Genomic DNA, 26,291 nt, shown 5'->3' with positions numbered 1-26,291 from the left:
GCATTTGACGGCCATGCGCAAACGCAAAAAAGCGTGCCGGCCAGCGGCCGGCACCTACCGATGAACGCGCCTGAAGGAAACCGCTCAAAGGTCGCGGGTTGAGGCCCTGATCAACACAGTTGCTACATGGACGTACTTGCGGCGTGTCCCGCGAGCGGTGAGGGCATCGCGCCCTCGACCAGCTCGGCTTGGGAACATTCAAGCGACGCTGAAGCTCGGATCTGGGTCGGCTTGAGAGGTGATGGAACGGTGCGAGTACGTCGGTTTTAGAGCGGATGATCTGCGGCTTGGCTGCAGGGTCCTTGCCCGCCCACCGTCGCGGGACACGCTGCAAGTACGTCCCTGTAAGCTCTTACGCGGCATCCATGCCGCGTAAGGTCCCGCGACGGTGAGCGGGCAAGGACCAGTCAAGATGGTCGGTGTGCTTAGCTCTTCTGAAAGCAACCAGCAACCTGTCTGGTGGGGTGTCCTCGCCGATTGCGGGACCGTGTGGCGGCATGGATGCCGCCACCGAGCCTCCAGGGATGGATTCACGGCGTGTCCCGCGAGCGGCGAGGACACCGCACCCTCGACCAGCTCGGCTTGGGAACATTCAAGCGACGCTGAAGCTCGGATCTGGGTCGATTTGAGGGGTGATTGAACGGTGCGAGTACGTCGGTTTTAAAGCGGATGATCTGTAGCGTGGCTGCAGGGCCCTTGCCCGCCCACCATCGCAGGACACGCTGCAAGTACGTCCCTGTAAGCTCTTACGCGGCATCCATGCCGCGTAAGGTCCCGCGACGGTGGGCGGGCAAGGACCAGTCGAGATGGTCGGTGTATACGGTTGAGAGCGGTGCGCGTTGCGCGGCAATACGATGAGGGGCGGTTTGATCAGCTCCTTTTATCCGGGCAAGTCATTGCAATTCCCGACATCACTCCACGCGTCAACGAAGGCGCGTGGGCCAACACGTTACCGTTATTGGCACAGTGTCCAGGAGGTTTCGTTGGCTACTCTTGGTCACTCACCTCACCAGGAGGCGAACAGCGCGTCGACGCCGCGCAGGTTGGCGCGATCGTTCCAGCTCAACGCGTCGAGCTGCGGCAGGCGAAGTGCCGGCAGATGCTCGAGCAATGCGGCAAGCGCGGCTTCCATTTCGATCAACGCCAGCCGATTGCCCAGACAGTGGTGGATGCCACCACCGAACGACAGCGCGCGGCCCTGCTGGCGCCGGATATCCAGCACCTGCGGGTCGGTGAATTGCAGCGTGTCGTGGTTGGCCGCGCCCAGCATCAGATACAACATCGTGCCCTTGGAGACGGCCACCCCATCGATCTCGAAATCCTGCAACGCGGTGCGCGTGGCGATCTGCACCGAACTGTCGTAGCGCAGGCATTCGAGCACTGCATTCGGCATCAAGCTCGGGTTTTCCTGCAGCAGGCGCAGTTGCTGCGGATGCCGGTGCAGGGCGACCAGCGCATTGCAGATCATGTTGGACGTGGTTTCGTGGCCGGCGAAAAACAGCAGGATCACATTGGAGACGATCTCCTCATCGCTCAAGCGGCGGCCTTCGTCTTCGGCCTGGATGAAACGCGAAATCAGATCCTCGCCGCCGTTGTTGCGACGTTGCTCGATCACAGTGTGGAAATAGGTTTCCAGCTGGATGAAGGCAGCGCTGGTGGCCTCCAATTCCACAGGCGTCATCATGGGATCGAAGACTTTTGCCAGCGCGCTGGTCGCGTGACTCAACACGGTGACATCGGCTGCATCGATATCCAGCATCCGGCAAATGATGGCGATCGGCAGCGGAAACGCGAACTCGGTCAGCAGATCGCAGTGGCCCTTGGCTTGAAACGTCTCGATCAAGCTGGCGGCAGTGTCGCGGGCGATTTCGCGCATGGAGTCCATCTGCCGCGCACCGAAGGCCTGTGTCATCAATCCGCGCAACTGGGTGTGCACTGGCGGGTTGAGCAGCAGAAACATGCGGCTCATGCCCTGGAATAGCGGCATTTGCACCGCTGCCTCGCCGTAGCGCAGGCGGATGCTTTCCAGATAATCGCGGCCCACCCGGCGATCGCTGAGCAGGCTGTCCACGACCTTGTAGTGGCCGGACATCAGTCGCCTTTCGGCCACCTGCACCAGCGGCCCTTCGGCACGCAAGCGTGCGTAGGTCGGATACGGATCGTGCCGGAAGACGGGTGTTGCGAAATCGCTGAGATGCATGGCCTGGCTCGTGTGGGGTCACCATCCGCAGATGGGCGATGGGGGCTGGGGCGATAAGGACTTGGACGTGATGAAGAACGCAGGCTCTTCAACAGGGAATCGCTGATTGTCAGAGGCAATTTGTCAGCGGCAATTGTCGACCGACATCGCGCACGTGCCTTACCCAGGCGCGAAGCCTTGTCGTCAAAGTTGATTCGGCGTTGCCTGTCTGTGCAGTGCATCTCGCTGGCGCACTGGCGCACGTATGCTCATGCAGTCCACATGCCGCGCCCAACGCGTGCATCCGTTTGCGTGCATGCGCCACGTGTCGCATCGCGTTAATCAAGCGCTGTGTACTATGGGCGTCCGGCCAGCCGGACCTGCAATGCGGTCTTGTTCCCCTCGCCGGACTCCAGCCATGACCACACAATGCCCGCAGGCGATGCCCGGCGCAGTGCCGTTGGCTGGGTCGCCCTCGCTATTCTCGGACAACCTCACAACGGATTGGAATGCATCACGACACCAGCCTCATCGACATCATCGCCGTCGGCCTCGCGGTCGCTTTCGTGCTGGGCACGCTCGCACAGAAAGTGAAGCTCTCGCCGCTGGTCGGCTATCTGCTCGCCGGTGTCTGCGTGGGGCCATTCACGCCCGGCTTCGTGGCCGACCAGACCATGGCCAACCAGCTGTCCGAGCTGGGCGTGATGCTGCTGATGTTCGGCGTGGGCCTGCACTTCTCGCTCGACGATCTGATGGAAGTGAAGTGGATCGCGATCCCCGGTGCGCTGGCGCAGATCGTGGTCGCCACGCTGCTCGGCTGGGCGCTGGCCTGGAGCATGGGCTGGCCGTTGATGCATGGCCTGGTGTTCGGTCTGGCGCTGTCGGTGGCCAGTACCGTGGTGCTGCTGCGCGCATTGGAAGAACGGCGCCTGCTGGAAACCCAGCGCGGCCGCATCGCGGTGGGCTGGTTGATCGTCGAAGACCTGGTGATGGTGATCGCGCTGGTGATGTTGCCGGCATTGGCCGAGGTGCTGGGCACCAGCGTGCCAGCTGCCGCGCATGACGGCGAATCCACCTCGCTGCTGGCCGCGCTCGGTTTGACGCTGTTCAAGATGGTGGCGTTCGTGGCGGTGATGCTGGTGATCGGGCGCCGGGTGATTCCGTGGTCGCTGGAAAAAGTTGCCGCCACCGGCTCGCGCGAGCTGTTCACCCTGGCCGTGCTCGGCATCGCGCTGGGCGTGGCGTTCGTTTCGGCCACCCTGTTCGGCGTGTCGTTTGCATTGGGCGCATTCTTCGCCGGCATGTTGCTCAAGGAATCCGAGCTCAGCCACAAGGCGGCCAGCGATTCGCTGCCGTTGCGCGATGCGTTTGCGGTGTTGTTCTTCGTCTCGGTGGGCATGTTGTTCGACCCGATGATTCTGGTCGAGCATCCGTGGCAGGTGCTGGCCACGTTCCTGACCGTGACCTTGGGCAAGTCGCTGGCCGCGTTTGTGATCGTGCGTGCGTTCGGCCACCCCACCGGTACCGCGCTGACTATTTCCACCAGCCTGGCGCAGATCGGCGAGTTCTCTTTCATCCTGGCCGGTCTGGGCGTGCAGCTGGCAATCCTGCCCGAAACCGGGCGCGACCTGATCCTGGCCGGCGCGCTGCTGTCGATCATCGCCAACCCGTTCCTGTTCTCGTGGCTGGATCGCTGGCAGGCCAGGCAGGCGCAGGACGCACCCGCCACGGTGGAGCCGGAGCTGCCGCCCGGCCCGCCGCTGCAACTGGACGGGCATGCCATCGTGATCGGCTACGGCCGCGTGGGCAGTGCGCTGGCGCAGTTGTTGCGTAGCCGCGGCGTACCGGTGCTGGTGATCGACGACAACGGCGATCACGTGGCCAAGGCGCATGCGGCCGGCATCCCCGGCATCCGTGGCAGCGCGGCGGCTGACCGCGTGTTGGCCGAGGCGCGCCCGGAGCACGCCAAGATCGCGATTCTTGCGATCCCGCAGCCGCTCGAAGCCGGCGAAGCGCTGGCCAAGCTGCGTGCGATCAATCCCTCGCTCACGCTGCTGGCGCGTGCGCACAGCGATGCCGAGGTCAAGCATCTACTCGCTCACGGCGCCGACGGCGCGGTGCTGGCCGAACGCGAACTAGCCTACTCGCTGGCCGAAATGGTGATGTCGACACCGCCGTATCGGGCATTGCGCGTGCCGGCCTCGTAAGTTGCAACGCAGCATCAGGCGACACCGCACGAACAAAAACCCGCCGGCGCTGTCTGCGGGTTTTTTATTGCCCGCCATTTATTCAGTACGGAAAGGACTGCCGCAGTGTCTTGATCAAACTGCGACCAGGGCACCACAAACTGCCCTCCAGACACACTTGATAATCATTCCCATCAAGAGCAGGATGAGCGCCCGTTTCCTTGGCGGCCTCATCCATGGCGTTTGCGGTTGGCGTTCTCAATGCGTTGCCAAGCGTGCAGCTGTGCGAGCTGCTGGGCCGGATCGGCTATGGCTTTGTGGTGCTGGATCTGGAGCATGTGCTGCGCGCGCCGGATGAGCTGGAACACGCCATCCGCGCCTGCGAGCTGTCCGGCTGTGAGGCCTGGGTGCGCGTGCCGGAGGTGAACGAAAAACTGATCGGTCGCGTGCTCGATGCCGGCGCACGCGGGATCGTGATTCCGCGCGCTGAGTCAGCCGCACAACTGGCCGCTGCCATCGCTGCGGCGCGGTTTCCGCCGCTGGGCCGGCGCGGCATCACCGGCGGGCGTGTCACCGGCTTTGGCAACGTCGATCTGCCCAGCTACATCGCACGAGCCAATCGCGATATCCGCATCGTGCCGATGATCGAAAGCGCGACCGGTGTTGCTGCGCTGCCCGAGATGCTTGCCGTGCCCGGCGTGGCGCTGGTGATGGAAGGCGCACTGGATCTTGCGCTGGATCTGGGCCTGGGCCCGCAACCGACCCATCCACAGGTGTGGGAGCTGCTGCTGCAACTGCATGCGCAGTGCGTTGCTGCAAAGGTGCCGTTCTGCCCCAATCCGCGCACCGATGCGCAACGCGCGCACTGGCTGCAACAGCCCGATCTGCGCTGGCTGCTTGCCGGCGAAGACCGCGCACTGATGCAACGTGCACTGCGCAGCCACCTGGCCACATTCGCTGCACCCACTTCACCACCCGCCTGCAGGAGCACGCCGTAGATGTCGACGTTCCGTTTCCACTCCCTGGCCATCGCCATCGCTGCGATCACTGTGACCCTGCCGCAGTTGGCGTTCGCCATCGAGTCGCCGGATGCCGATGCCGCCGATCCGCAAACGCCGATCCGCGCATTGGATGCGATCCAGGTGCAGGGCAGCCTGCTCGGGCGTTCCAAACCCGACGATGTGCAGCGGTATGCCGGTAGCCGCCAGGTAATCGATCGCGAACAGCTGCGCAACGGTGGCAACCGCTCGCTGGACGATGCGCTGCAACGCGTGCCGGGCATCAAGATCTTCGACGAAACCGGCACCGGCGCGTTGCCGCAGCTGATGCTGCGCGGCCTGTACGAAAGCCGCAGTGGCCGTGTGCAGGTGCTGGAAGACGGCATTCCGCTGGCATTGGCGCCGTATGGGCAGACCAGTCTGTCGCTGTTTCCGGTGGGGCTGAATCAGATCGACCGCATCGATATCGTGCGCGGCGGTGCGGCCGTGCAGTACGGGCCGAACAACGTGGGCGGGGTGATCAATCTGGTTAGCAAGGACATCCCCAGTGCGTGGAGCACCACGCTGGCGCACAAGATCACCGCCGGCGGCCAGGGCCAGTTTCTGCAGGACAGCGCGCTCAGCAGCGGTGGTTATCTCACCGACAACTTCGGCATGCAGGTCGATGCCAATCGCACCTATGGCGAGTATTGGCGCGCGCACAGCGATACCGATATCAGCAATCTGCGCGTACGTGCGGAATGGTGGCTGGACGACACCAAGTTGCTCAAGGCCAGCGTGCAGCGTTATCTGGTCGACATGGATCTGGCCGGTGCGCTGAGCCCGGACGATTACCGGCGCGACCCGCGTCAATCCACACGCCCGCTGGACAGCTTCAACGGCCGCACTACGCGTGCGTCCTTGAGCTATGAGCAGTTGCTGGGCGATTGGGGCCCGATGAAGGATGTGCGCCTGGATTGGACCAACTTCAGCGCGCGCAGCAGCCGCAACTTCATCGTCGGCATGCGTCAGGCCGCCACCGAAACCTGGCGTTCGGACCTGCCGCCGCAACTGCGCCAGACCGCACCGCGCGACTTCCGCGTGGTCGGCAGCGAGCCGCGTCTGAGCTGGAGCATGGGCGATGCCGGTGGCGTGCGTCAGCAGTGGACCGCCGGTGTGCGCGCCGTGCACGAAGACATCGATTTTCTGGTCGGCAATCTACGCCTGCGCGATGGCCTGTTCACCAGCGTGCGCGATTGGCAGTTCGAAGACCGCGCCTTGGCAGCCTACGTCAGCAACGCGATCACCCTGCCCGACGAACGTTTCACCATCACCCCGGGCCTGCGTTACGAGCGGCTGGATTCGCGCTATTTCAATCGCGCCACCGGCGTCAGCACGCTCAACCAGACCCGCGATGTGTTGCCGGGTCTGACGGTCGGGTTTCAGGCCAATGCACAGTGGTTTTTCTATGCCGATGGGCAACGCTCGATGCGTGCGCCGCAGGTCACCCAGATCATCTTCGGCAACAATCTGGATGCCGAACTGGCCTGGAACTACGAAGCAGGCACGCGCTATCAACCCAACGATCGCACCCGCATCCAGCTCGGTGCGTATCTGATCGATTTCGATCAGCAGATCCAGCTGGACAACACCACGCGCGTGTTCCGCAACCTCGGCAAGACCCGCCATCAAGGCGGCGAGTTGGAACTGCAATGGAGCCCGGAAAATCTTCGCGCGCTCACCCTCAACGCAGGCTATGCGTATCTGGATGCCAGCCAGGAATCGGGCGCATTTCGTGGCTTTCGCGTGCCTTACACCTCACGTAATCAGATCACCTTGGGCGGCAACTACACGCTCGGTCACACCACTGTCGCACTGTCGAGCTACTACTTCAGCAAGGCTTACAGCGATGCGGCAAACACCGTGCAAGAGAACGCAATCGCCTCGGTGGGCCAGTTGCCGGCCTACATGGTGTGGAACACGCAGGTAAGCCATACCCTGTTCGAACGCGATGGACAAAAATTCAGCGCATCGCTGGCGATCAACAACCTGTTCGATCGGCAGTACTGGTTCCGCGGTGTGGATACCAGCCCGTGGGGCCGCCAGGCCGCGCCATCGCGCACCGTGACCGCGGGGCTGGAATACACGTTCTGAGCCTGCACGACTAGGCAAATGCTGCAGCGACCAACGCACAGCAGCGTCGGTCGCGCCCGAGGGCAACGGCACTCGCGCTGGCGAGCGCCGCAGACAACACGGCGTGCATGACGCACGCATCACCGCCGCAGCATGCGGCATGCGATCGACGCATCGCAGGCCACCCAACGCCCCGCGGCGCCAGGCAGCCCGTTTCAGTACCGGTTTTTCCACCGTCCTGTTGAACGAGAGCTGCCATGACTGCGACATCCGCTGCACCGTTGGTGATCCTCACCCATGTCTGCCACCCGGCCATCACCGAAGGCTTTCTGCCGGCCGCGCACGCGCTGGGCCTGCCGGTGTGGCTGATGACCGACCATCGACTCGATCATCTCGGCTATTTCCGCGAGCACCCCGCGCATGCGCCGCAGCGGGTGATCGAATGCGATGTATTCAATCCGCTCGGCGTGCTGGATGTACTGCACGACGCCGCCGTGGCGCCGCGCGCGGTGTTCAGCAACAGCGATCATCTGCAGACCAGCACTGCGCTGGTTGCCGCAGGTCTTGGCCTGCCCGGCAAGGACTGGCAGGTGTGCTACGCGGCCAAGAACAAGGCGGCAATGCGGCAGCGGCTGCGCGCGCGCGGACTGCCATCGCCATGGTTCTGCACGCTGGCGCCGGGCGCCGCGTTGCCGGCCGACATTGCGTGGCCGGTGGTTGCCAAGCCGCGCGAAGGCGTCGCCAGCCTGGACGTGCGCCACTGCGCCGATGCCGCGCAATTGCAGACCTATCTGGACGATGTATGGCAGCGCCACCCGCAGCGCACCGTATTGCTGGAAGGCATGCTGGAAGGCGCGCTGTTCACGCTGGAAACGCTGGGCGACGGGCACACGCTGCAGGCGTTGGGCGGCTTCAAGGTGCGGCTGTCGCCACCGCCGCATTTCGTCGAATGCGAAGCGCAGTGGGATGCACGCGTGGACACGCCGGTGATTGCGCAGGCGCTGGAACAGCTGCGCAGTTTTGGTGTCGGTTTCGGGCTATGCCATAGCGAATTCATTCTCACCACCGACGGCCCGGTGCTGGTGGAGATCAACTACCGTAGCATCGGCGACCGCCGCGAATTCCTGCTCGACAGCATGTTCGGCAAGCAGTGGTTCAACGCCGCGCTGGCGCCGCATCTGGGCCTGCCGCTGCCGCAACTGCGCAGCGATCGCGCGCATGCCTTGCTGCGTTACTACGTCGCCGAACAGGACGGCGAGTTGGTGACCGCCAGCGAAGACCGCCGCCATCACACTGCGCACAGCGATGTGCAGTACCGGCGCATGCGCGCGCCGGGCGAACGCATCCGGCTGAGCCATTCCAACAAGGATTACCTGGGTGTGCTGAGCGCACTGGCCAGCGATGCACAAGCGCTGGAGCAGGCAGTGGTGCATGCCGAAGCGGGCTTGCAGTGGCGGATCGATGGCGCGGAGCTGCGCGCATGAGCAGTGCCGCCGACCAACGCTATATCGCCACCCGCATCATCGATGCCTGCCTGCGCGAGGACCTGCGCGGTATCGCCACCCGCGGCAGTGCCGCAACACCCGATGCAACGCTGCTGGCGGCATGGACCGACCCCAGCCCGGTGGAGGGCTGGTGGCGCATCGCGCATCTGCCCGACGGCACGCTGTGGTTACCGATCCACCGGCAGGGCTACCTGCAGGACATCAGCGCCTGTGGCGATAGCTGGATTGTGCAACGTGCTGACGGTGTGCATATCGAACGCGGTGCGCAGACATGGCTGAAACGCATGAGCGCGCAGCTCGACATGGACACCCAGCAGTTGCATCGCGCCTATGCCGAAGAAGCCGAGTGCGCCGCCGCCCACCTCGGCCTGGCGCGCCAGGCCTACGACGCGCAAGCGCCTGCGCTGCTCAACGCGCTGCAACATGCAGACGCCGCCGAGCGCGCGTATCGCTGCGATCAACTGGCCAGCTACCGCGACCATCCGTTCTACCCGACCGCACGCGCCAAGGCCGGGCTGGATGCATCGGAACTGCGCGATTACGCGCCCGAATTCGCGCCCACCTTTACGCTGCGCTGGCTGGCGATTCCGCGTGGGCAGGTAACCTGTACCAGCGCGCCACCAACCGAGCTGTTGCCGGACTTCGCCACACTAGGCCTGCCACCCGAGCTGGCCGATACGCACATCGCCTGGCCGGTGCATCCGCTGGTGTGGGCGCGGCTGGAGCAGGACGGCTTCGCGCTGCCTGCTGGCAGCTTGCGTGCACCGCAGGCCTGGCTGGAGGTGCGCCCTACCCTGTCGGTGCGCACGCTGGTGCCGCTGCTGCATCCGCAGCTGCATCTCAAGTTGCCGATCCCGATGCGCACGCTGGGCGCGCTCAATCTGCGCCTGATCAAGCCCTCCACGCTGTACGACGGCCACTGGCTGGAGCGTGCCTTGCGCCGCATCGATGCGCTGGATCCGGCACTGCGCGGCCGCTGCGTGTTAGTGGACGAATCGCATGGCGGGCACGTGGGTGAGACGCGTCATCTGGCCTATCTGGTGCGGCGTTATCCGCCGCTGGACGACGCCACGTTGGTGCCGGTTGCTGCACTGTGTGCGCTGTTGCCGGATGGCCGCCCGATGGCGATCCATCTGGCCGAGCGCTTTGCGCAAGGCGATGTCCTCGGCTGGTGGCGCGAGTACACCGAGCTGATGCTGGCGGTGCATCTGCGCTTGTGGCTGCGCTACGGCATCGCACTGGAAGCCAACCAGCAGAACAGCGTGCTGGTCTACGCCGATGGCCAGGCGACGCGGCTGCTGATGAAGGACAACGACGCCGCGCGCATCGCGCTGCCGCAGTTGCGCGCGCAGCTACCGGATCTCGACACGCTGGGACCGCTGCACGATGCGCGTATCGCGGTGGACGATCCGCACGCCCTGGCGCAGATGTTCTGCACCATCGTGCTGCAGCTGGATCTGCAGGCGGTGCTGGAAGGTCTGGCCGAATGGCAGCCCGCGCTGCGTGCGCCGCTGTACACGCAGTTGCAGACGCAGTTCGCCTTGACGCTGGCGCAACTGGACGTCGATGGCATCGACACCAGCCCCGCGCGCCACCTGCTGGCCGCACCGCGGCTGCCGGTGAAGTACCTGCTCAGCGCGGGCAGCCTGCTCAGCAAACAGCTCACCGGTGCAACGGATATCAACAAGTTCTACGGCGATAGCGCGCCCAATCCCTTCGGCGAGGCATTCGCTGGCGCGCAGCACACGCTGCGTCTGCAGGCGGGCGCTCAGCGATGAAGCGTGTTCTGGGCCCGGTGCTGGCGGCGCACTACCTGGCCGCCTTCACCGCGTTGGGCATGCCGTTGTTTCTGCCGCAGGTGTTGGCCGAACTGGCGCCGTCGGCCGCGGTTGGCTGGAGCGGTGTGCTGTACGTGTTGCCGACGCTGTGCACGGCGTTGACGGCAAGTACCTGGGGGCGCCTGGCCGACCGCTATGGACGCAAGCGTTCGCTGTTGCGTGCGCAACTGGGGCTGGCGATTGGCTTTGCGATCGCCGGCTTCGCGCCGTCGCTGACCTGGCTGGTGATTGGGCTGATCGTGCAAGGCACCTGCGGCGGCTCGCTGGCGGCGGCCAATGCGTATCTGGCCAGCCAGCCGCAGGCCGGCCCGTTGGCGCGTGCGCTGGACTGGACGCAGTATTCGGCGCGCCTGGCGATGGTCAGCGCGCCTGCGTTGTTGGGCCTGGCATTGGCGCTTGGCCCGGCGCAGTCGCTGTATCGCGCGCTCGCGCTGTTGCCGCTGCTGGCGTTCGCGCTGACCTGGCGTTTGCCGGCCGATCGGCCTGCGGTGCGGCCGACAGCTTCCACTGCGACGTCGCTGCCCTCCAGGCACGCAGCTGGGTCGGCGCAGTCGGCTTCACCACAGACAACCACCACGGCCAACGCACTATGGCCTGCACTGATGATCGCGCAGTTCCTGTTCTGCTTCGCGATGGTGGTGACCTTCCCCTACTTCATCCCGTATGCGCTGGCGCGCGGCGCTGGCCACGACGCGCTGGCCGGCCTGCTCTACAGCCTGCCGCATCTGGTCTATCTGGTGGTGCTGCCGTGGTGGCGTCGCGGCGATGGTGAGGCGTGGTTGGTACCTGGCCTGGTGCTGTTCGCCGTGGCCTGCCTGTGGCAGGCGCTGTTGCACGACCCCATCGCGCTGACAGTGGCGCGTGTGCTGTTCGGGTTCGGCATGTTGTTCGGCCTGCGTGGGCTCAACCGCAGCCTGGCCATGGTCGCCAGCGGACACGGCGCCGGACGCTTGTTCGGCCGCTTCGATGCCTGCGGCAAATGGGCTGGCGTGTTCGCCGGTGCCGCTGCCGGCGCGCTGGCCCAGGCGGCCGGTCCTGCCACCCCTTTCCTGGCTGCCGCGCTGGCTGCGGCGGCCGCTGCGCTCACCGTTCTGGTGCGCTTCCCTTCGAGGAGATCCGCCGATGTCGCCGCACACGATGCATGACCCCTGGTACGACAGCATGGCCGACGCGCAGGCCTGCACCTGCTGGTTGAACTGCTACCTGCGCGAATTCGCGATTCCGCAGCGCGCAGTGGACTTCGATTATCGCGGGCTGGATCGCCCCGGCCCGCGCGTGGCCGAGCAGCGCTGGCTACGCATCGATCTAGGCGACACCGGCGCGCTGTGCGTGCGCATTGCCTATGCCGATCGCCTGGGCCGCTGCCGCTTCGCCTCCACGCCGTTTCTGAAGAGCGCCGGCCAACCGTGGCAGAGCCTGGATGCGCATGCCTTGGCGCGCTGCCTGCTGCAGGCGCTGGGCAGCACGCAGGCGATCAATCCGGAACTGCTCGCGCAAAGCGCCAACAGCGTGGCGATCACTGCTGCGTTGTTGCGACAGGCACAAGGCGCCTTGCCGACTGGTGAGGCGATGATCGATGCCGAGCAATCGATGCTGTGGGGGCATGCCTTGCATCCCACTCCGAAGAGTCGCGAAGGCATCGATCTGGCGCAGGTACTGGTTTGCGCGCCAGAAGCGCGTGCGGCGTTCCAGCTGTTCTGGTTCCGCATCGATCCACGGCTCTTGCGCATGCAAGGCCGCGATGTACGTGCCACCTTGCGGCAGCTGTCAGGCAGCGAGGATCTGTACCCCTGCCATCCGTGGGAAGCGCAGCGCCTACTTGACGACCCGCTGCTGCGCAGCTTGCAGGCACGCGGCGTGATCGAGCCGGTCGGCGCACTGGGCGATGCACTGCGGCCGACCTCCTCGGTACGCACGCTCTATCACCCGGAGCTGGACTATTTCCTCAAATGTTCGGTGCATGTGCGGCTGACCAACTGCGTGCGCAAGAACGCCTGGTACGAGCTGGAAAGTGCGGTGGCGCTTACCGAACTGCTGGCGCCGAGCTGGCGTGCGCTGGCGGTGCAGGTGCCGGGCTTCGATGTGATGCTGGAGCCGGCCGCCACCTCGCTGGAAATCGCGCAGCTCGATCCCGCACTGCACGACGCCGACCCGCTGGCAGCGCGCGGCTTGTCCGAGAGCTTCGGCATCCTGTATCGGCAGACCATTCCTGCCGCGCAACGTGCGCGTTGGCAGCCGCAGGTGGCCGCCGCGTTGTTCACCTGCGATGCGCGGGGCAACAGCGTGGCTGCGGCAAAGTTGCAAGCGCTGGGCAGCGCACAGATGGATCGCCATACCGCCACGCTGCTGTGGTTCCGCGCCTATGCCGGCTTGCTGCTGGATGGTGTGTGGAGTGCGTTGTTCCAGCACGGCATCGCGTTGGAACCGCATCTGCAGAACACCGTGATCGGCTTTGCCGACGGCTGGCCGACGCGGGTGTGGATCCGCGATCTGGAAGGCACCAAGCTGCTCGCCCACCACTGGCCCGCCACGCGTTTGCAGGGCGTGGGCGAGCGCGCACGGCAATCGCTGTACTACACGCCGGAACAGGGCTGGAATCGTGTGGCGTATTGCGCGCTGGTCAACAATCTGGCCGAAGCGATCTTCCACCTCACCGAAGGCGATGACGTGCTCGAAGCGCGCCTGTGGCACTGCGTCGGCGAGATCGCCGCACGCTGGCAGCAACGTCATGGCGCACAGGCCGCGCTGCAGGGCCTGATCGACGGCGCGCCGCTGCCCGGCAAGAACAATCTGGGCACACGGCTGTGGCAACGCGCGGATCGTCAGTCCGATTACACCGCACTGCCCAATCCCATTCCACGCATCGCAACCGCACGCCAGGTGGCCGCATGAGCCTGCGCATCGACACCGCCGCAGTGATGGAGGCATTGCCACACCTGCGCGAACACAGCGATGGCCCGATCTGTGTCTACGTCTACGACCTGGCCACACTGCACGCGCATGCGGCATGGATGCGCGCGCAATTGCCGGCCGGGTGCGAGCTGTTCTACGCGGCAAAAGCCAATGCCGAGCCGCCGATCCTGCGCACGCTCGCCCCGCACATGGATGGCTTCGAAGCGGCCTCCGGCGGCGAACTCGCCTGGCTGCATCAGCAACAACCGCAGGCCGCGTTGTTGTTCGGCGGACCCGGCAAGCTCGATAGCGAACTTGCCCAGGCCGTCGCACTGCCCGACTGCACCGTGCACGTGGAAAGCCTGGGCGAACTGGAACGCCTGGCCGCCATTGCGGCGCAGGCCGGCCGTTGCGTACCGGTGTTCCTGCGCATGAATATCGCCGTACCCGGCGCGCAGAGCACGCGCCTGATGATGGGCGGGCAGCCCTCGCCGTTCGGCCTGGACCCGGACGATCTGCCTGCGGCGATCCATCGGCTGCAGGCAAGTCCCTCGCTGCGGTTGGAAGGATTTCATTTCCACCTGATGTCGCACCAGCGCGATGCCAGCGCGCAGCTGCATCTGATCGCCGCCTATTTGCGCACCGTGCAGCAATGGCGGCAACGCTACGGGCTCGGCCCGTTGCGGGTGAATGCAGGCGGCGGCTTCGGGGTGGATTATCTGGCGCCGGAAGCGTCGTTCGATTGGGCCGGCTTCTGCGCCGGGCTGCCTGCGCTGCTACGCGAACATGGCGATGCGCTGCGCCTGCGGTTGGAGCCGGGACGCTATGTCAGCGCCAGCTGCGGCTGGTATCTGATGGAAGTGCTGGACCTCAAGCGCAGCCACGGCGCGTGGTTTGCGATCGCCCGCGGCGGTACCCACCACTTCCGCACCCCGGCCGCGCAAGGCCACGATCACCCGTTCCGCGTGTTGCGTGGCGCGCGCGCGCCGGTGCTGCGCGACACGCCGGTCACCCTGGTCGGGCAGTTGTGCACGCCCAAGGACGTGCTGGCGCGCAACCAACAGATCACAGCACTGGCGCCAGGCGACTGCCTGGCCTTCCCGCTGGCCGGCGCGTATGCGTGGAATATTTCGCATCAGCAGTTCCTGATGCATCCGCCGCCGCAGATGGTGTTTTTTCCAGGGTGGTCTAAAGAATCAAGCGCAACACCTCGATAAAACAAATGCCAAGGTAGCCTTCGCAAGTGAAATATTGCAGGTAATCGATCAAGAGTGGCTCACAACACCCAGGAAGAAACTGTAAGCAGATGGTGGAACAAGCAAGCGAGAGCAACGCCAAGTGGATATCGATGCGGCGTTCAAAGCGGATGCGCAGTTTGCCCATGCCTGCGAGCCAGGCATGCGTGCGCTCGACGACCCAGCGATGACGGCCCAACCGGTAGTTGCGCTGGATCCCATTGCGCGCAATCGGCGCAATGGTCCCGCTCTGCTTGCGGAAGGTGCGGCAACGTTTAATGTCATAGGCTTTGTCGACATGCAGTTTGCCAAGCCAGCGTCGCGGACGCCCCGGTTTTCCGGAGATTGCAGGCAAGCCATCAAGCAACTCCTTAAACACGACCGAGTCGTGCCGATTGGCGCCGGTGACGCGCACCGCCGAGGGCATGCCGTTTGGATCGACGAGCAGATGCGGTTTGCTACCGCGTTTGCCGTGATCGACAGGATTCGGCCCCGCGTGGCCTCGCCGCAGGAGGGAAGCCACACCCGCAGCTGGGAGAAGGCTTGACATGCGGAATCAATGACTCAATGCGCTTCCATAGCGTAATAGGAATCTCTGTATGTCTTGCCATGGCCCCATTTTTCCAAACTGAAGATAGTATTCAAAAGGTTTTTGTTAGCCGCTCTGAACTTGAAGTAACACGGTCAGGATTTTTGACAGAAACGCGATTTTGCAGTGCAAGACTGTTGCACCTAGGAGCCAAGTCGATCGAGGGCGAAGAGAAAATCCGAGCGAACGGAACCGAAACCGCATAATTCGTGCGCAACGTTACAAAAAAATTATAACGCTTGAAGATTATTCGCTATTTCCGACATATCTTCGCTCAGCAAGAGTCGGATCCGTCGGCGATGGAGGAAATTAATTCATCACTTTCCTCCTTGCGAAATTCAGATAAATAATATCAATCCCAGATCATCTTTGGCAGCCAAAAATCCCAATAATATTAACAGAGTGAGTTCTCCAAAAGAGCCATCGCAGAGACGTTTCATCGAGCTATAGCAAGCGGTCGGCACAGTAGAAATATAGTTCATCCATTAAAGTGCGATGCGCACATCATATCGGACCACACGCCCAGATCAATCAGATCATCACTCAGATCGCGTACAAAAATCGGCTCTCAACATGCACAGAAATTCAAAGCACGAACATCAACAATGGATTTCCGCTCATCAGATGATTTCAATCTCCACGAAAGCTACATCTCGACGGGATGGAACTGCCTACATATTTCTTGCAGTGCAAGTATCGCGTCTACTGCCAACATTACCAGCCCCACTCCTCTGACAGAAAATTCTGCGATCGTACTACGGGTGCCCAACAACCCATTTTGGAAGGATCTAGGTAAAACCCACGAAAACGTTCTGGCGGAAGATCTCAGTAAAACCTATCAGCGAACAAGACAACCGACGTTGCAGTTTCGTGAATATAATATTCTCAGAAATAAAAGATCAGAATTACGCATGGTGACCAATGGAAGCCCCATGGATTTTGGCAAAGAAGAATCAGCAGGAACGGAGAGCACTGAATACGCCTGCTTGACCTTGCCCGTTCATCCAGCCCTCCGCATAGAAGATGTTGATGTATTTACTACAATAAGCCGCAGGATGATGCCTCACGAAAAGTTGCACATTCACTGCAACTCGGGACTGAGACATGCGGGAATCTTAATCACTATGCACGACATGCTGAAGAACGCAACGACAGTATCTTTTGCAGATATCATCAATCGACAGCTGGCCTTTAATAAAATTCACTCACTGGCTTTTGATCAAGCCAATCACTGCGAAGAAGGCCTCGGCTTATTCAACAGTCAACTGGATTTCATAGCGCTCTTCTATGAGTACGCAAAATCCGACCTTGGAGCACAACCCTTGCCATGGTCCGAATGGCTTGGCTATCGATCCGCATGAATTTCAAACGAAACTTTCGCCACTTAATCAGAGCATACCAGGCTCAGTAGAGGAACGAGCGAAGAGCCCGCCATACCTCCGAAGCCCTGTCTCTTTAGCTCCGATCGTGCGCAAAGCGGGCAGGTAGATCAGCTAAACCTTGCCGTTTCCGCTCGGACGATTTTTAGAAAGAAACGCTAGTGCGGCTGGCCATGAACAACACTCGCTACACACCTCAAAACCTATCGGACCTTTCTTGCATCAACCGCTGCATCCAACCTCGCCATATGAAGGTAAACATCATGAAATGTTTGAAAAATTTCCGACTCCATTTAAAGTCAACGATAAATGTTTCACTGGTGACCGCCGGTCTTTTCTCTACCGCATGCGCTTGCGCACAAACGCACGCTGCGAATCCGTTCGTCGGCGCCATTGGCTATCTAAATCCCGACTATTCGAAAGAGGTCGACTCGTCGATTGCCAAAGTGAGCGATGTGTCAACCAAGAAAAAAATGCAGATCGTAAAGTCATACCCCACTGCGGTCTGGCTAGACTCGATTAACTCACTCTATGGTGGCTCAAGGAATGGAGGTCGCCTCAGCCTGAAAGGCCACCTGGACGCTGCGTTAGTACAGCAAAGGAAAGCAAACAAGCCAATAACGGTGAGCTTGGTCATCTATGACATCCCGGGACGGGACTGCCATGCACTGGCATCCAATGGCGAGCTACCTTTAACCCAGGCAGGACTGCAACGCTACAAGAAGGATTACATCAACGTAATCGCGTCCGTGCTTGCAAACCCGAAGTACAAGGATCTTCGCATTGTCAACATCATCGAACCTGACAGCCTGCCCAATCTCGTCACCAATCTGAGCACCCCCGCCTGCGGCCAGGCAAATTCCACCGGTATCTACAAGCAGGGTATCCAGTACGCGCTGGACAAACTGCATGCCATCGCCAATACAACCAATTACATGGATATTGGGCACTCCGGCTGGCTGGGATGGCCCAGTAACCGGACCCCAGCAATTGCGCTGTACTCAAGTATCGTCCAAGGGACCGCAGCGGGGTTTGCCAGCGTGGACGGTTTCATTACTAATACAGCCAACTATACGCCGCTTAATGAACCGAATCTGCGCAACCCTGATTTGACGATCGGCGGGCAGCCCATCAGATCAGCTAACTTTTACCAGTGGAACAGCTTTTTCGACGAGACAACCTTTACAGAAGCCCTGTATAGCGACTTCGTTAGCGCAGGCTGGCCCAGCAGGATCGGCTTCCTGATCGATACAAGCCGCAACGGTTGGGGTGGTGGCAGTCGTCCAACTTCTGCCAGCGGAAATGATGTCAATACGTATGTGAACTCAGGACGGGTAGATCTTCGTTTACATCGCGGCAATTGGTGCAATCAGAAAGGGGCAGGTATCGGCATGCCTCCAACTGCCGCACCAGCAGCGCACATCCATGCATACGTCTGGGGCAAGGGCCCAGGTGAATCTGACGGCTCCAGCAAACTCATTCGGAATAATCAGGGAAAGGGTTTCGATAGATACTGCGACCCGACCTACACGACGCCGGATGGCACGCTGACGGGCGCGTTGCCAGAATCCCCGATTGCAGGCGCGTGGTTCCACGACCAATTCGTCGAATTGGTCAATAACGCTTACCCCGCCATCGGAAGTTCTGCCACTGCCACCGTCCATTCGGCACCCGCCAGCAAGGTAAGTGCCACGCCGCACGATTGACGCGTCTTCCGTCTTTCATGAGACTCGCCACCGCTTTGCCATAGTTTGCCGTCTAGACAATCTGAGCTGTGAACAGGTGGGTATACATCATTCGAGAAGTGGAGATGACGGCCGTTTAGGCCGTCATCTCAGCGTTTATCGACGCTGTTGTGCTGCCAATTCCGTTCTGGAAGGAGCTGCAGGCAGGAGAGCAGCCACCAGACAGAAACGCTAGCGACACATTTGAACCGGCACGTGTATATCCGCACGCAGTACGTCCTCGGCCACTGTTTCCGGGTCGTCTAGATAAAGGTAATGCAGCGGCGCATCGCGTAGCACGTAGCCGCTGTCGGGTAGCCACTGCGCGAGCACGCGGTCGAGCGCGTCTTCCAACCATGCATACGAGCCCACATGACGCAGCACCGCATGCGCGCCACCATCGAGCTGACGTAGTTGCAAAGGTGCAGGCGGCGACAGTGCAGTGTCGAAGACCATGCCGCATTCGAATACGTGCTGCTGCGCCGGCACATCGCGATGGTCGCTGAGCGGCAGGCCGATCAGCGACTGCAGCTGCTCGATTGCACCGACCCGCTCGGCCCAGGCGGCGATGCGGCCAAAGCCACGGTCCAGATCGTCGAAGGCACCGCGCTGACGTAGCACCACCACTTCCAGTGGGTCGAGCACGTGCACCATCACCTGCAACGGCGCGCCAGATATCTGCGGCGGCACCGAAGGCGCAGCCAGTTGCTGCAGTTTCTGCGCGCGCACGGCAGGCGCATTGCGCAAGCTGCTCGGGCTGGCCTGCAATGCGGCACGGAATGCGCGTGCCAATGCCTGCGGGGTTTGATAGCCGACCGCCAGCGCCACCTCGGTCACCGAGCTCGCCTGCTCGCCCAACAGATGCAGCGCATAACTCAGACGCAGGCGCGCGGTGGTCTGCCCCAAGGTTTCGCCCGCCAGGGCGCGATAGACGCGATGAAAATGATGCGGCGATTGCTGCGCAACTGCCGCCAGCGCTGCCAGATCGGGCAACGGTTCGCCGGCGCGGATGCTGGCCTGCAGATGTGCCACAACGCGTTCGACGCTGCGTTGGCGGTTGAGTGACGAGGCTGCTGCTGACATGGGCGATTCCTTGTTGGCAGCCTCAGCATCGCGCAGATCGGCGCGGCCTGCGGTCCCGATCTTGCGCAATGCAGGCGGTGCGCTCGGCGGCACCGCCAACCACTTTTGCTCAGCTCGTTTGACTCAGCTCGCCTGCAGCGCCGGGGCCACCAACACTGCAGGTTCGGTCAGTTCCACCAGGGCGCCGCAGTGTCGCCGGTCATGCCGCCGAGGCGTTGACAGACAGCGCCGGTGCGGGCGACACCTGCAATATCGATGCGGCAGCTGCGCTGGCCGGTGTCCCCATGCCGCAACACACTGATCTGCGCGCTCATGCGTCGGAGATTCCGGCTTCGGCAAAGGTGGCCATGCCGTTGTGCAAGGCGCAGGCGCTGCGCAACAGCGGAATGGCAACGGCTGCGCCGCTAGCTTCGCCCAGGCGCAGATCAAGTTGCAGCAGGGGCTCGGCATCCAGCGCGCGCAGCAAGGCGGCGTGGCCGCGCTCCTGCGAGCGATGCCCGAACAACAGCCATTCGCGCACGCCGCCGTTGAGATGGGTGGCGACCAGCGCTGCAGCAGTGCTGATAAAGCCATCCACCAGCACCGGAATCCCCGCCTGCGCAGCCGCGATGTAAGCACCGACCAGGGCGGCAATTTCGAAACCGCCAAGCCGACGCAGCCGCTCCAACGTGGTGGAGGCATCGGCATGCAGGGCCAGCGCGCGAGTGATCACGGTCGCCTTGTGCGCGATGCCTTCGGCATCCAGCCCGGTACCGGCGCCGGCCATCGCCTGCGGAAACTGCGACAGCAGCGCGCAGCCCAGCGCTGCGGCAGCAGTGGTGTTGCCGATGCCCATTTCGCCGCCGACAAACAGCTGCGTATCGCAACTCCTTGCCTGCGCAATGCTTTCGGCGCCTGCGGCGAGTGCGTCGCGCAACTGGGTGGATGTCATCGCCGGCTGCTCGCAGATGTTGGCGCTGGACGGCGCGATCCAGGCGCGGCGCACACGCGGCAACTCGCCCGGGTCGTTGACCACGCCCAGATTCACCACTTCCAGCCGTGCGCCGAGCTCGCGCGCCAGTACCGCAATGGCGGCGCCACCGCGGGCGAAATTGCGCACCATTTCGCCGGTGACCGCTTGCGGAAACGCAGATACGCCCTCGGCCGCGACGCCGTGGTCGGCGGCATACACTGCAATCCAGATCCGCTGCACGGTGGGGGATTCATTGCGCTGCCAGGCCGCCAGTTGCACGGCCAGGTGCTCCAGCCGACCCAGCGCACCAGGCGGCTTGGTCAGTTGTCCCTGCCGGGCCAGCGCCGCTGCCCGCACACGTGCATCCGGCACCGCACAGGCACCCTGGATCCAATCGATACTCACACCGCGTCTCCTTTCAGCACCATCGGCAAGCCGGCCACGACGAACACCACGCGCTCGCACTGTACCGCCAATGTCTGATGCAGCAGACCGGCCTGGTCGACAAACCGGCGCATCGGTTCACCCAACGGCACGATGCCCTGCCCGACCGCGTTGCCGACCAGCACGATCTGCTCCGGCAACTGCGGCAGGGTGGCGCGCAAGGCATCACGCTCGCGCACGAATACGCCGGCATCCGGGTCGCCCAGCAGGCTGCTCAGCCACAGCGTGAGGCAATCCACCAGCACGCAGCGGTCGGGCGCGGCCAGTGTCTGCAAGCTGACAGCCAGTGCGATCGGTTGTTCCACACACTGCCAGTGCGGCGGGCGTTGGCTGCGATGATGCGCGATGCGTGCGCGCATCTCTTCGTCCAATGGCGCGGCCGTCGTCCTGTTGCAGCAAGGGCCGCGTCAACGCAGCGCCCGTGCTGATGCCGCAGTGGATCGCGTAGCCGCTCACCGCCGCGTCGTTCAATGCAAACCGCCCGTCCACGCAATGCAATGACTTGTGCGGCTGCAGTGTGGATCCGCCCGACGGTGAGCACGGCCGGTGTGATCGCCGCGCTTACTGCGCTGCTTGATAACGCAGCGTCAGCAGATAATTGCGCCCCGGCTGCGCGTACCAGCGTGCGGTTTCGTACTGGCGATCGAACACATTGTTGGCCGTGAGCGCCACGTTCCACTCCGCATTCACTGCATAACTCACGCGCAGATCCAGCAACCCATAACCGGCCAGGCGCTCGGTGTTGGCCAGATCGTCGAAACGCTTGCCGGACCCGAATAGGCTGGCACCCACGCCGAACACACCGAAGCTGCGGTCCGCATCGATACGCCCGCTCTGCCGCGCGCGCCGCGGCAACCAGTTGCCTTGATTGACGCTGCCATCGGCTTCCGGCTGCAACCAGGTCAACGCGCTGCGCACGGTCCAGCCGGCCAGCTCGGTGTCGTAACCGGCTTCCACGCCGCGGATGCGCGCCTGATCGATATTGTTCGGCTGCCCGAACGGATGCGTTGCATCCACCAGAGCCGCGTCGTAGGCGATCAAATCGTCGATGCGGGTCTGGAACGCGCTCAGCGTCCAGGTGCCCCAGTCGTAGTTGCCGCGCAGACCGAGCTCGGCGCTCTTGGAGGTCTCCGGCCCCAGTAACGGATTGCCGAAATCGGGGTAATACAACTCGTTGAAGGTCGGTGCCTTGAACGCGGTGCCGTAGCTGGCGGTCAGGCGCAGATGCTCGGCGAAATCCCAGCCCCACAGCAGGCTGCCGGTGGTCTTGCCGCCGAACTGGCTGTTGTCGTTGCGACGCAGGCTGGCCTGCAACGACTGCGTGCCGAAGCTCTGCTGCCACTGCGCGAATGCGGCGCGGTCGATGCGGCTATCGGAATTGTAATTGTCGCTGCTGGCGATGGCATCGCGCTGCCAGTCGAAGCCGACCGTCAGCAGGCCAGCGCCGGCATCGATATCGGCCTGCAACGAACCTTGCTTGCGGCGGGTGTCATAGGTGGACAGATACGCGCCTTCGTAATACGCATCGCTCAAATCGGAACTGCTGCCGACGCTGGCAGTGAACTTGACCGCATCGGTCGGCGCATACCGCACGCGGCCGCCGACCGCCTGCTGCACGCCCTTGGACAAGTTACCGCCGAAGGCCGAGCCGTCGTATTCGTTGCGGCTCTGCGCACGCAAGGCATGCACGTCCGCATCCCACTGGCGATTGAAGCGCCAGCCGCCCTGCACGCTCAGCGAATCGTTGCGATAGCCATCGCGATCCGGATCGTAGTCGCTGGAGCTGGTGTCCAGATAGGCGTTGATGCCATCGGTTTCGTCATGCACCGCGTTGGCCGAATACCAGCCGCCGCGCTCGCTCAGATCGTCCTGACTGCGCCCGGCCACACCTGCACTGTAGCGACGCGCGTTGTCGCTGCCCGCCGCCGCGCTGAAGGTGGGCACGAAGCTGCCCTGCGGGCGGCGGGTAAAGATCTGGACGACACCGCCCAGCGCTTCGGAACCATACAAACTGGAGAACGGGCCACGCACGATTTCGATGCGCTCGATCTGCTCGATCGGCAGGTCCTGCAGCGCCGCGCCGCCCGAGGTGGCCGAACCGATGCGCACGCCGTCGATCAGCACCACCACCTGGTCGGACTCGGTGCCGCGCAGGAACAGCGAGGTCGGCTTGCCGGGTCCGCCATTGTTGGCCAGCGACACGCCGGCTTCGCCACGCAGTAGATCCTGCAGCGAGTTCACCTGGCGACGCTCGATCTGCGCGCGGTCGATCACCGTGACCGGCGCCAGCGTCTGGTCCTGGGTCTGCGCGGTGCGCGAGGCGGTGACCACCACCTGGTCGAGATCGATGGCCGCCTCGGCGCGGGCCACATTGGCCACACACAACGAAAGGCACACGGCCAACACCGCACGGCGCGGCGAAACGGAAGAAAGGGACATCGACTGCTGCTCCTGGAACCGCGCCTACCCGCGCGGGGGCAATGGGGCGGCAAACAGCAACGGGCCAGGCGCCCGACGCCGCAGCGCCAGACGATCAAGGCCACGCCCACCGCGTGCCGGGTCAATCCCTCAGGCCGGTCTCCGGGCTCGCGAGTGGAGGCTTGCGCCTCCGATGCCGCGCCTTCCCATGCGACTGCACAGTGGCGTAATGCGGCATCTGACCTCGCCCACCGTTGCGGGGGCAGCTCCGGAATTGCAGCTCGCCAAGGCGATGCGCGCACCGGATTCCCGTTTAAACCACCGGAAATCCGGCGGTCACCTCAGGGGCGCGCATGGTAGCAGGATTGGCTGGCGCCTCAGCGGTCTCTAACCGCCCGCCGAGAGCAGCGCGTCGCCACGCGCCGGGATGGTGATTGCTGATGATTCCTTCTCCCATCGGGAGAAGGTGGCGCGCAGCGCCGGATGAGGGTGTGGAGCGAAGCCTCATGCCATGGATGGAAGCAGCATGCTGGGGTTGCCCACATGTCCGCCACCGGGCTTCATCTCGCACATACGAGTGGGCTTCGCCCCCGTACCCTCACCCCAACCCCTCTCCCAGCGGGAGAGGGGCTAGCCGTTCCCGACGGGAGAGGAGCTTCAAGCAACGCTTTATTGGCTTGTTCAAGATTTCTGGGTCATGGAGGCGACGTGCCGAGGCGGCAGCGTGGCCGGGGATTGGCGGAGAGCGGCACACGGATGTGCCGCGCGGCGAGTCAGACAGGATGTCTGACCGAGCCGAAGAGCCAATACCCGGCCGCGCTGACGCCCTGACCGAAGCCAGAGCCAGAGCCAGAGACAGACAGCGTGCTTGGCGGTGCCCGGAGAACCCGTACCCTCACCCCAACCCCCGCTCAGCGCCCCGGCCCGCGCTTGCGGCGCGGGCGCTCCAAGGCACGCGCGCCCATGGCGCGCCAGCTGTGCCTCCTCGCCCCGGCGGGAGAGCGGCTTCAAGCCACGCTTCATCGGCTTGTTCAAGATTTCTAGGTCATGGAAGCGACGTGCCGAGGCGGCAGCGTGGCCGGGGATCGGCAGAGAGCGGCACATGGATGTGCCGCGCGGCGAGTCAGACAGGATGTCTGACCGAGCCGAAGAGCCGATCCCCGGCCGCGCTGGCGCCCCTTACCGAAGCCAGTACCGGCAGGCATCGTGCTTCGCCAGACCCTCACCCCAACCCCCGCTCCGCGCTAGCAGCGCGGGCGCACCAAGACACGCGCGCCGGTGGCGCGCAAGCCGTGCCTTGGTGCCCGCAGAGAGGGGTTATTCATCCCTGCTCATAAAGGGGCTAAAACACCTCACGCGCCCTGCAGCGCCTGCTCCAGATCCGCCAGCAGATCGTCGATGTGTTCGATGCCGATCGACAACCGCACGGTGTCTTCGCTGACCCCGGCATGTTCCAGTTCGGCCGGGCCCAGCTGGCGATGCGTGGTAGATGCCGGATGCGTTGCCAGCGACTTCGCATCGCCGATATTTACCAGCCGCGTGAACAACTGCAGCGCATCCAGAAAACGCGCACCGGCCGTACGCCCGCCGGGCAGGCCGAACGTCAACACACCCGAGCCATGACCGCCCAGATACTTCTGCGCCAACGCATGCTCGGGATGATCCGGCAGCGCGGCATAGTTGACCCACGCAACCCGCGCGTGCCCTTGCAGATACGTCGCAATCGCCAGCGTATTCGCGTTGATACGCTCCATCCGCAACGGCAGCGTTTCGATGCCTTGCAGGATCAAAAACGCATTGAACGGCGACAGCGCCGCACCGGTATTTCGCAATGGCACTACACGCGCACGACCGATGTAAGCAGCATCACCCAACGCTTCGGTATACACCACGCCGTGATAGCTCACATCCGGCTCGTTGAGACGCGGAAAGCGCTGTTTGTGCGCCGCCCACGGAAAGCGCCCGCTGTCCACGATCGCCCCGCCGATGCTGTTGCCATGGCCACCCAGATACTTGGTCAGCGAATGCACCACGATGTCGGCGCCGAACTCGATCGGCCGCAACAACGACGGCGTGGCCACGGTGTTGTCCACGATCAACGGCACCCCATGCGCATGCGCCACCGCGGCCACCGCTTCGATGTCGGTGATATTGCCGCGTGGGTTGCCGATCGACTCGACGAAGACCGCCTTGGTGCGCTCATCGATCAATCCCGCGAAGGCCTGCGGATCGCGATAGTCGGCAAAGCGCGTGCTGATGCCGAACTGCGGAAATGTATGCGCGAACAGATTGTAGGTGCCGCCATACAACGCACTGGAGGAGACGATGTTGTCGCCAGCCTCGGCAATGGTCTGGATCGCATACGTCACCGCCGCCTGCCCGGACGCCAGCGCCAACGCGCCGATGCCGCCTTCCAGCGCGGCCACGCGTTGCTCCAGCACATCGTTGGTCGGATTCATGATGCGGCTATAGATATTGCCCTGCACCTTGAGGTCGAACAGGTCCGCGCCGTGCTGAGTATCGTCGAAGGCGTAGGCGACGGTCTGGTAAATCGGCACCGCCACCGCCCGCGTGGTCGGGTCGGGCTGATAGCCGCCGTGCACGGCGATGGTTTCAGGCTTCCACTGCGGATCGGTCATGGCGCGGCTCGCTCTCGGACAGAGTGCCGACCATAGCCGGGCCGGCGCGCGCGATTGCAGACGAGCGGTAATGAGCTTATGCCGCCGCGTTGTAAGCGCAACGATGCCAAGCATGCAC

At 63.4% G+C, this 26,291-nt stretch carries 15 protein-coding genes, 4 pseudogenes and 1 riboswitch; of the genes and pseudogenes, 10 read left to right on the top strand and 9 right to left on the bottom strand.

From position 1 onward, the window contains the following. Positions 1 to 1,006: 1,006 nt before the first annotated feature. On the bottom strand, positions 1,007 to 2,200 hold the full coding sequence (locus ABS769_RS17010; protein WP_317062575.1) for a cytochrome P450: 1,194 nt from the start codon (positions 2,198 to 2,200) through the stop codon (positions 1,007 to 1,009). Between the two features lie 488 nt (positions 2,201 to 2,688). Here ABS769_RS17010 and ybaL point away from each other — a divergent pair, with 488 nt between their 5' ends. From ybaL to ABS769_RS16970, 8 genes are all read left to right on the top strand, one after another. After that, entirely contained in the window at positions 2,689 to 4,386 is a 1,698-nt protein-coding gene (ybaL, locus tag ABS769_RS17005; RefSeq protein ID WP_317062574.1) for a YbaL family putative K(+) efflux transporter, read from the top strand. A 215-nt stretch (positions 4,387 to 4,601) separates the two neighbouring features. Further along, complete coding sequence (locus tag ABS769_RS17000; protein ID WP_317062573.1) at positions 4,602 to 5,363, top strand: HpcH/HpaI aldolase family protein; 762 nt, start codon at positions 4,602 to 4,604, stop codon at positions 5,361 to 5,363. After that, entirely contained in the window at positions 5,364 to 7,496 is a 2,133-nt protein-coding gene (locus tag ABS769_RS16995; protein WP_317062572.1) for a TonB-dependent receptor family protein, read from the top strand. 236 nt (positions 7,497 to 7,732) lie between these two features. Further along, positions 7,733 to 8,959, top strand: coding sequence for an ATP-grasp domain-containing protein (locus tag ABS769_RS16990; RefSeq protein WP_317062571.1), 1,227 nt, complete (start codon positions 7,733 to 7,735; stop codon positions 8,957 to 8,959). Further along, the gene (locus ABS769_RS16985; RefSeq protein ID WP_317062570.1) at positions 8,956 to 10,758 is read left to right on the top strand and encodes an IucA/IucC family protein; all 1,803 of its coding nucleotides are present in this window, start codon (positions 8,956 to 8,958) and stop codon (positions 10,756 to 10,758) included. The genes ABS769_RS16990 and ABS769_RS16985 overlap by 4 nt, the downstream gene beginning before the upstream one ends. Continuing rightward, complete coding sequence (locus ABS769_RS16980; protein ID WP_317062569.1) at positions 10,755 to 11,963, top strand: MFS transporter; 1,209 nt, start codon at positions 10,755 to 10,757, stop codon at positions 11,961 to 11,963. The genes ABS769_RS16985 and ABS769_RS16980 overlap by 4 nt, the downstream gene beginning before the upstream one ends. Next, positions 11,941 to 13,710 carry an IucA/IucC family protein gene (locus tag ABS769_RS16975; RefSeq protein WP_317062568.1) on the top strand — a complete coding sequence of 590 codons (1,770 nt, stop codon included), beginning with the start codon at positions 11,941 to 11,943 and terminating at the stop codon, positions 13,708 to 13,710. The genes ABS769_RS16980 and ABS769_RS16975 overlap by 23 nt, the downstream gene beginning before the upstream one ends. Continuing rightward, positions 13,707 to 14,927 (top strand): type III PLP-dependent enzyme, encoded by a 1,221-nt coding sequence (locus ABS769_RS16970; protein WP_317062567.1) that lies wholly within the window; start codon positions 13,707 to 13,709, stop codon positions 14,925 to 14,927. The genes ABS769_RS16975 and ABS769_RS16970 overlap by 4 nt, the downstream gene beginning before the upstream one ends. A 61-nt stretch (positions 14,928 to 14,988) precedes the next feature. Here the strand turns inward: ABS769_RS16970 and ABS769_RS16965 are convergent. Continuing rightward, a pseudogene (locus tag ABS769_RS16965) lies at positions 14,989 to 15,483 on the bottom strand (IS5 family transposase); the annotation flags it as partial. A 656-nt stretch (positions 15,484 to 16,139) separates the two neighbouring features. On the opposite strand from ABS769_RS16965, the gene ABS769_RS16960 reads away from it, so the two are divergent. Both ABS769_RS16960 and ABS769_RS16955 read left to right on the top strand, forming a co-directional pair. Further along, complete coding sequence (locus ABS769_RS16960) at positions 16,140 to 16,895, top strand: hypothetical protein (protein WP_317062566.1); 756 nt, start codon at positions 16,140 to 16,142, stop codon at positions 16,893 to 16,895. 281 nt (positions 16,896 to 17,176) lie between these two features. After that, positions 17,177 to 18,598, top strand: a pseudogene (locus tag ABS769_RS16955) (glycoside hydrolase family 6 protein); the annotation flags it as partial. Positions 18,599 to 18,829: 231 nt separating this feature from the next. On the opposite strand, the gene ABS769_RS16950 reads toward ABS769_RS16955, so the two are convergent. From ABS769_RS16950 to ABS769_RS16920, 7 genes and pseudogenes are all read right to left on the bottom strand, one after another. Further along, positions 18,830 to 19,720, bottom strand: coding sequence for an AraC family transcriptional regulator (locus ABS769_RS16950; RefSeq protein ID WP_317062565.1), 891 nt, complete (start codon positions 19,718 to 19,720; stop codon positions 18,830 to 18,832). 167 nt (positions 19,721 to 19,887) lie between these two features. Further along, positions 19,888 to 20,034 (bottom strand): hypothetical protein, encoded by a 147-nt coding sequence (locus tag ABS769_RS16945; protein WP_317062563.1) that lies wholly within the window; start codon positions 20,032 to 20,034, stop codon positions 19,888 to 19,890. Beyond that, positions 20,031 to 21,077, bottom strand: a complete 1,047-nt coding sequence (gene cobT, locus ABS769_RS16940) for a nicotinate-nucleotide--dimethylbenzimidazole phosphoribosyltransferase (RefSeq protein WP_317062562.1) — start codon at positions 21,075 to 21,077, stop codon at positions 20,031 to 20,033. Before cobT ends, ABS769_RS16945 begins: the two co-directional genes overlap by 4 nt. Continuing rightward, positions 21,074 to 21,499 (bottom strand): annotated as a pseudogene (locus ABS769_RS16935) (bifunctional adenosylcobinamide kinase/adenosylcobinamide-phosphate guanylyltransferase); the annotation flags it as partial. The gene cobT and the pseudogene ABS769_RS16935, both read right to left, overlap by 4 nt. After that, positions 21,483 to 21,638: pseudogene (locus tag ABS769_RS16930) on the bottom strand (cobyric acid synthase); the annotation flags it as partial. The pseudogenes ABS769_RS16935 and ABS769_RS16930, both read right to left, overlap by 17 nt. A 39-nt stretch (positions 21,639 to 21,677) precedes the next feature. Then, positions 21,678 to 23,555: a TonB-dependent vitamin B12 receptor gene (btuB, locus tag ABS769_RS16925; protein WP_317062561.1), complete on the bottom strand. Its 1,878-nt coding sequence runs from the start codon at positions 23,553 to 23,555 to the stop codon at positions 21,678 to 21,680. Between the two features lie 115 nt (positions 23,556 to 23,670). Then, positions 23,671 to 23,893: riboswitch (cobalamin riboswitch) on the bottom strand. Positions 23,894 to 24,886: 993 nt separating this feature from the next. After that, positions 24,887 to 26,173 carry an O-acetylhomoserine aminocarboxypropyltransferase/cysteine synthase family protein gene (locus ABS769_RS16920; protein ID WP_317062559.1) on the bottom strand — a complete coding sequence of 429 codons (1,287 nt, stop codon included), beginning with the start codon at positions 26,171 to 26,173 and terminating at the stop codon, positions 24,887 to 24,889. Positions 26,174 to 26,291: the final 118 nt, after the last annotated feature.

Origin of the sequence: Xanthomonas hortorum (assembly GCF_040279205.1) — a bacterium.
GTDB classification, from domain to species: Bacteria; Pseudomonadota; Gammaproteobacteria; order Xanthomonadales; family Xanthomonadaceae; genus Xanthomonas; species Xanthomonas hortorum_F.
The sequence above is the reverse complement of the archived record's forward strand: the minus strand, read 5'-3'. Positions and strand labels throughout refer to the sequence as shown.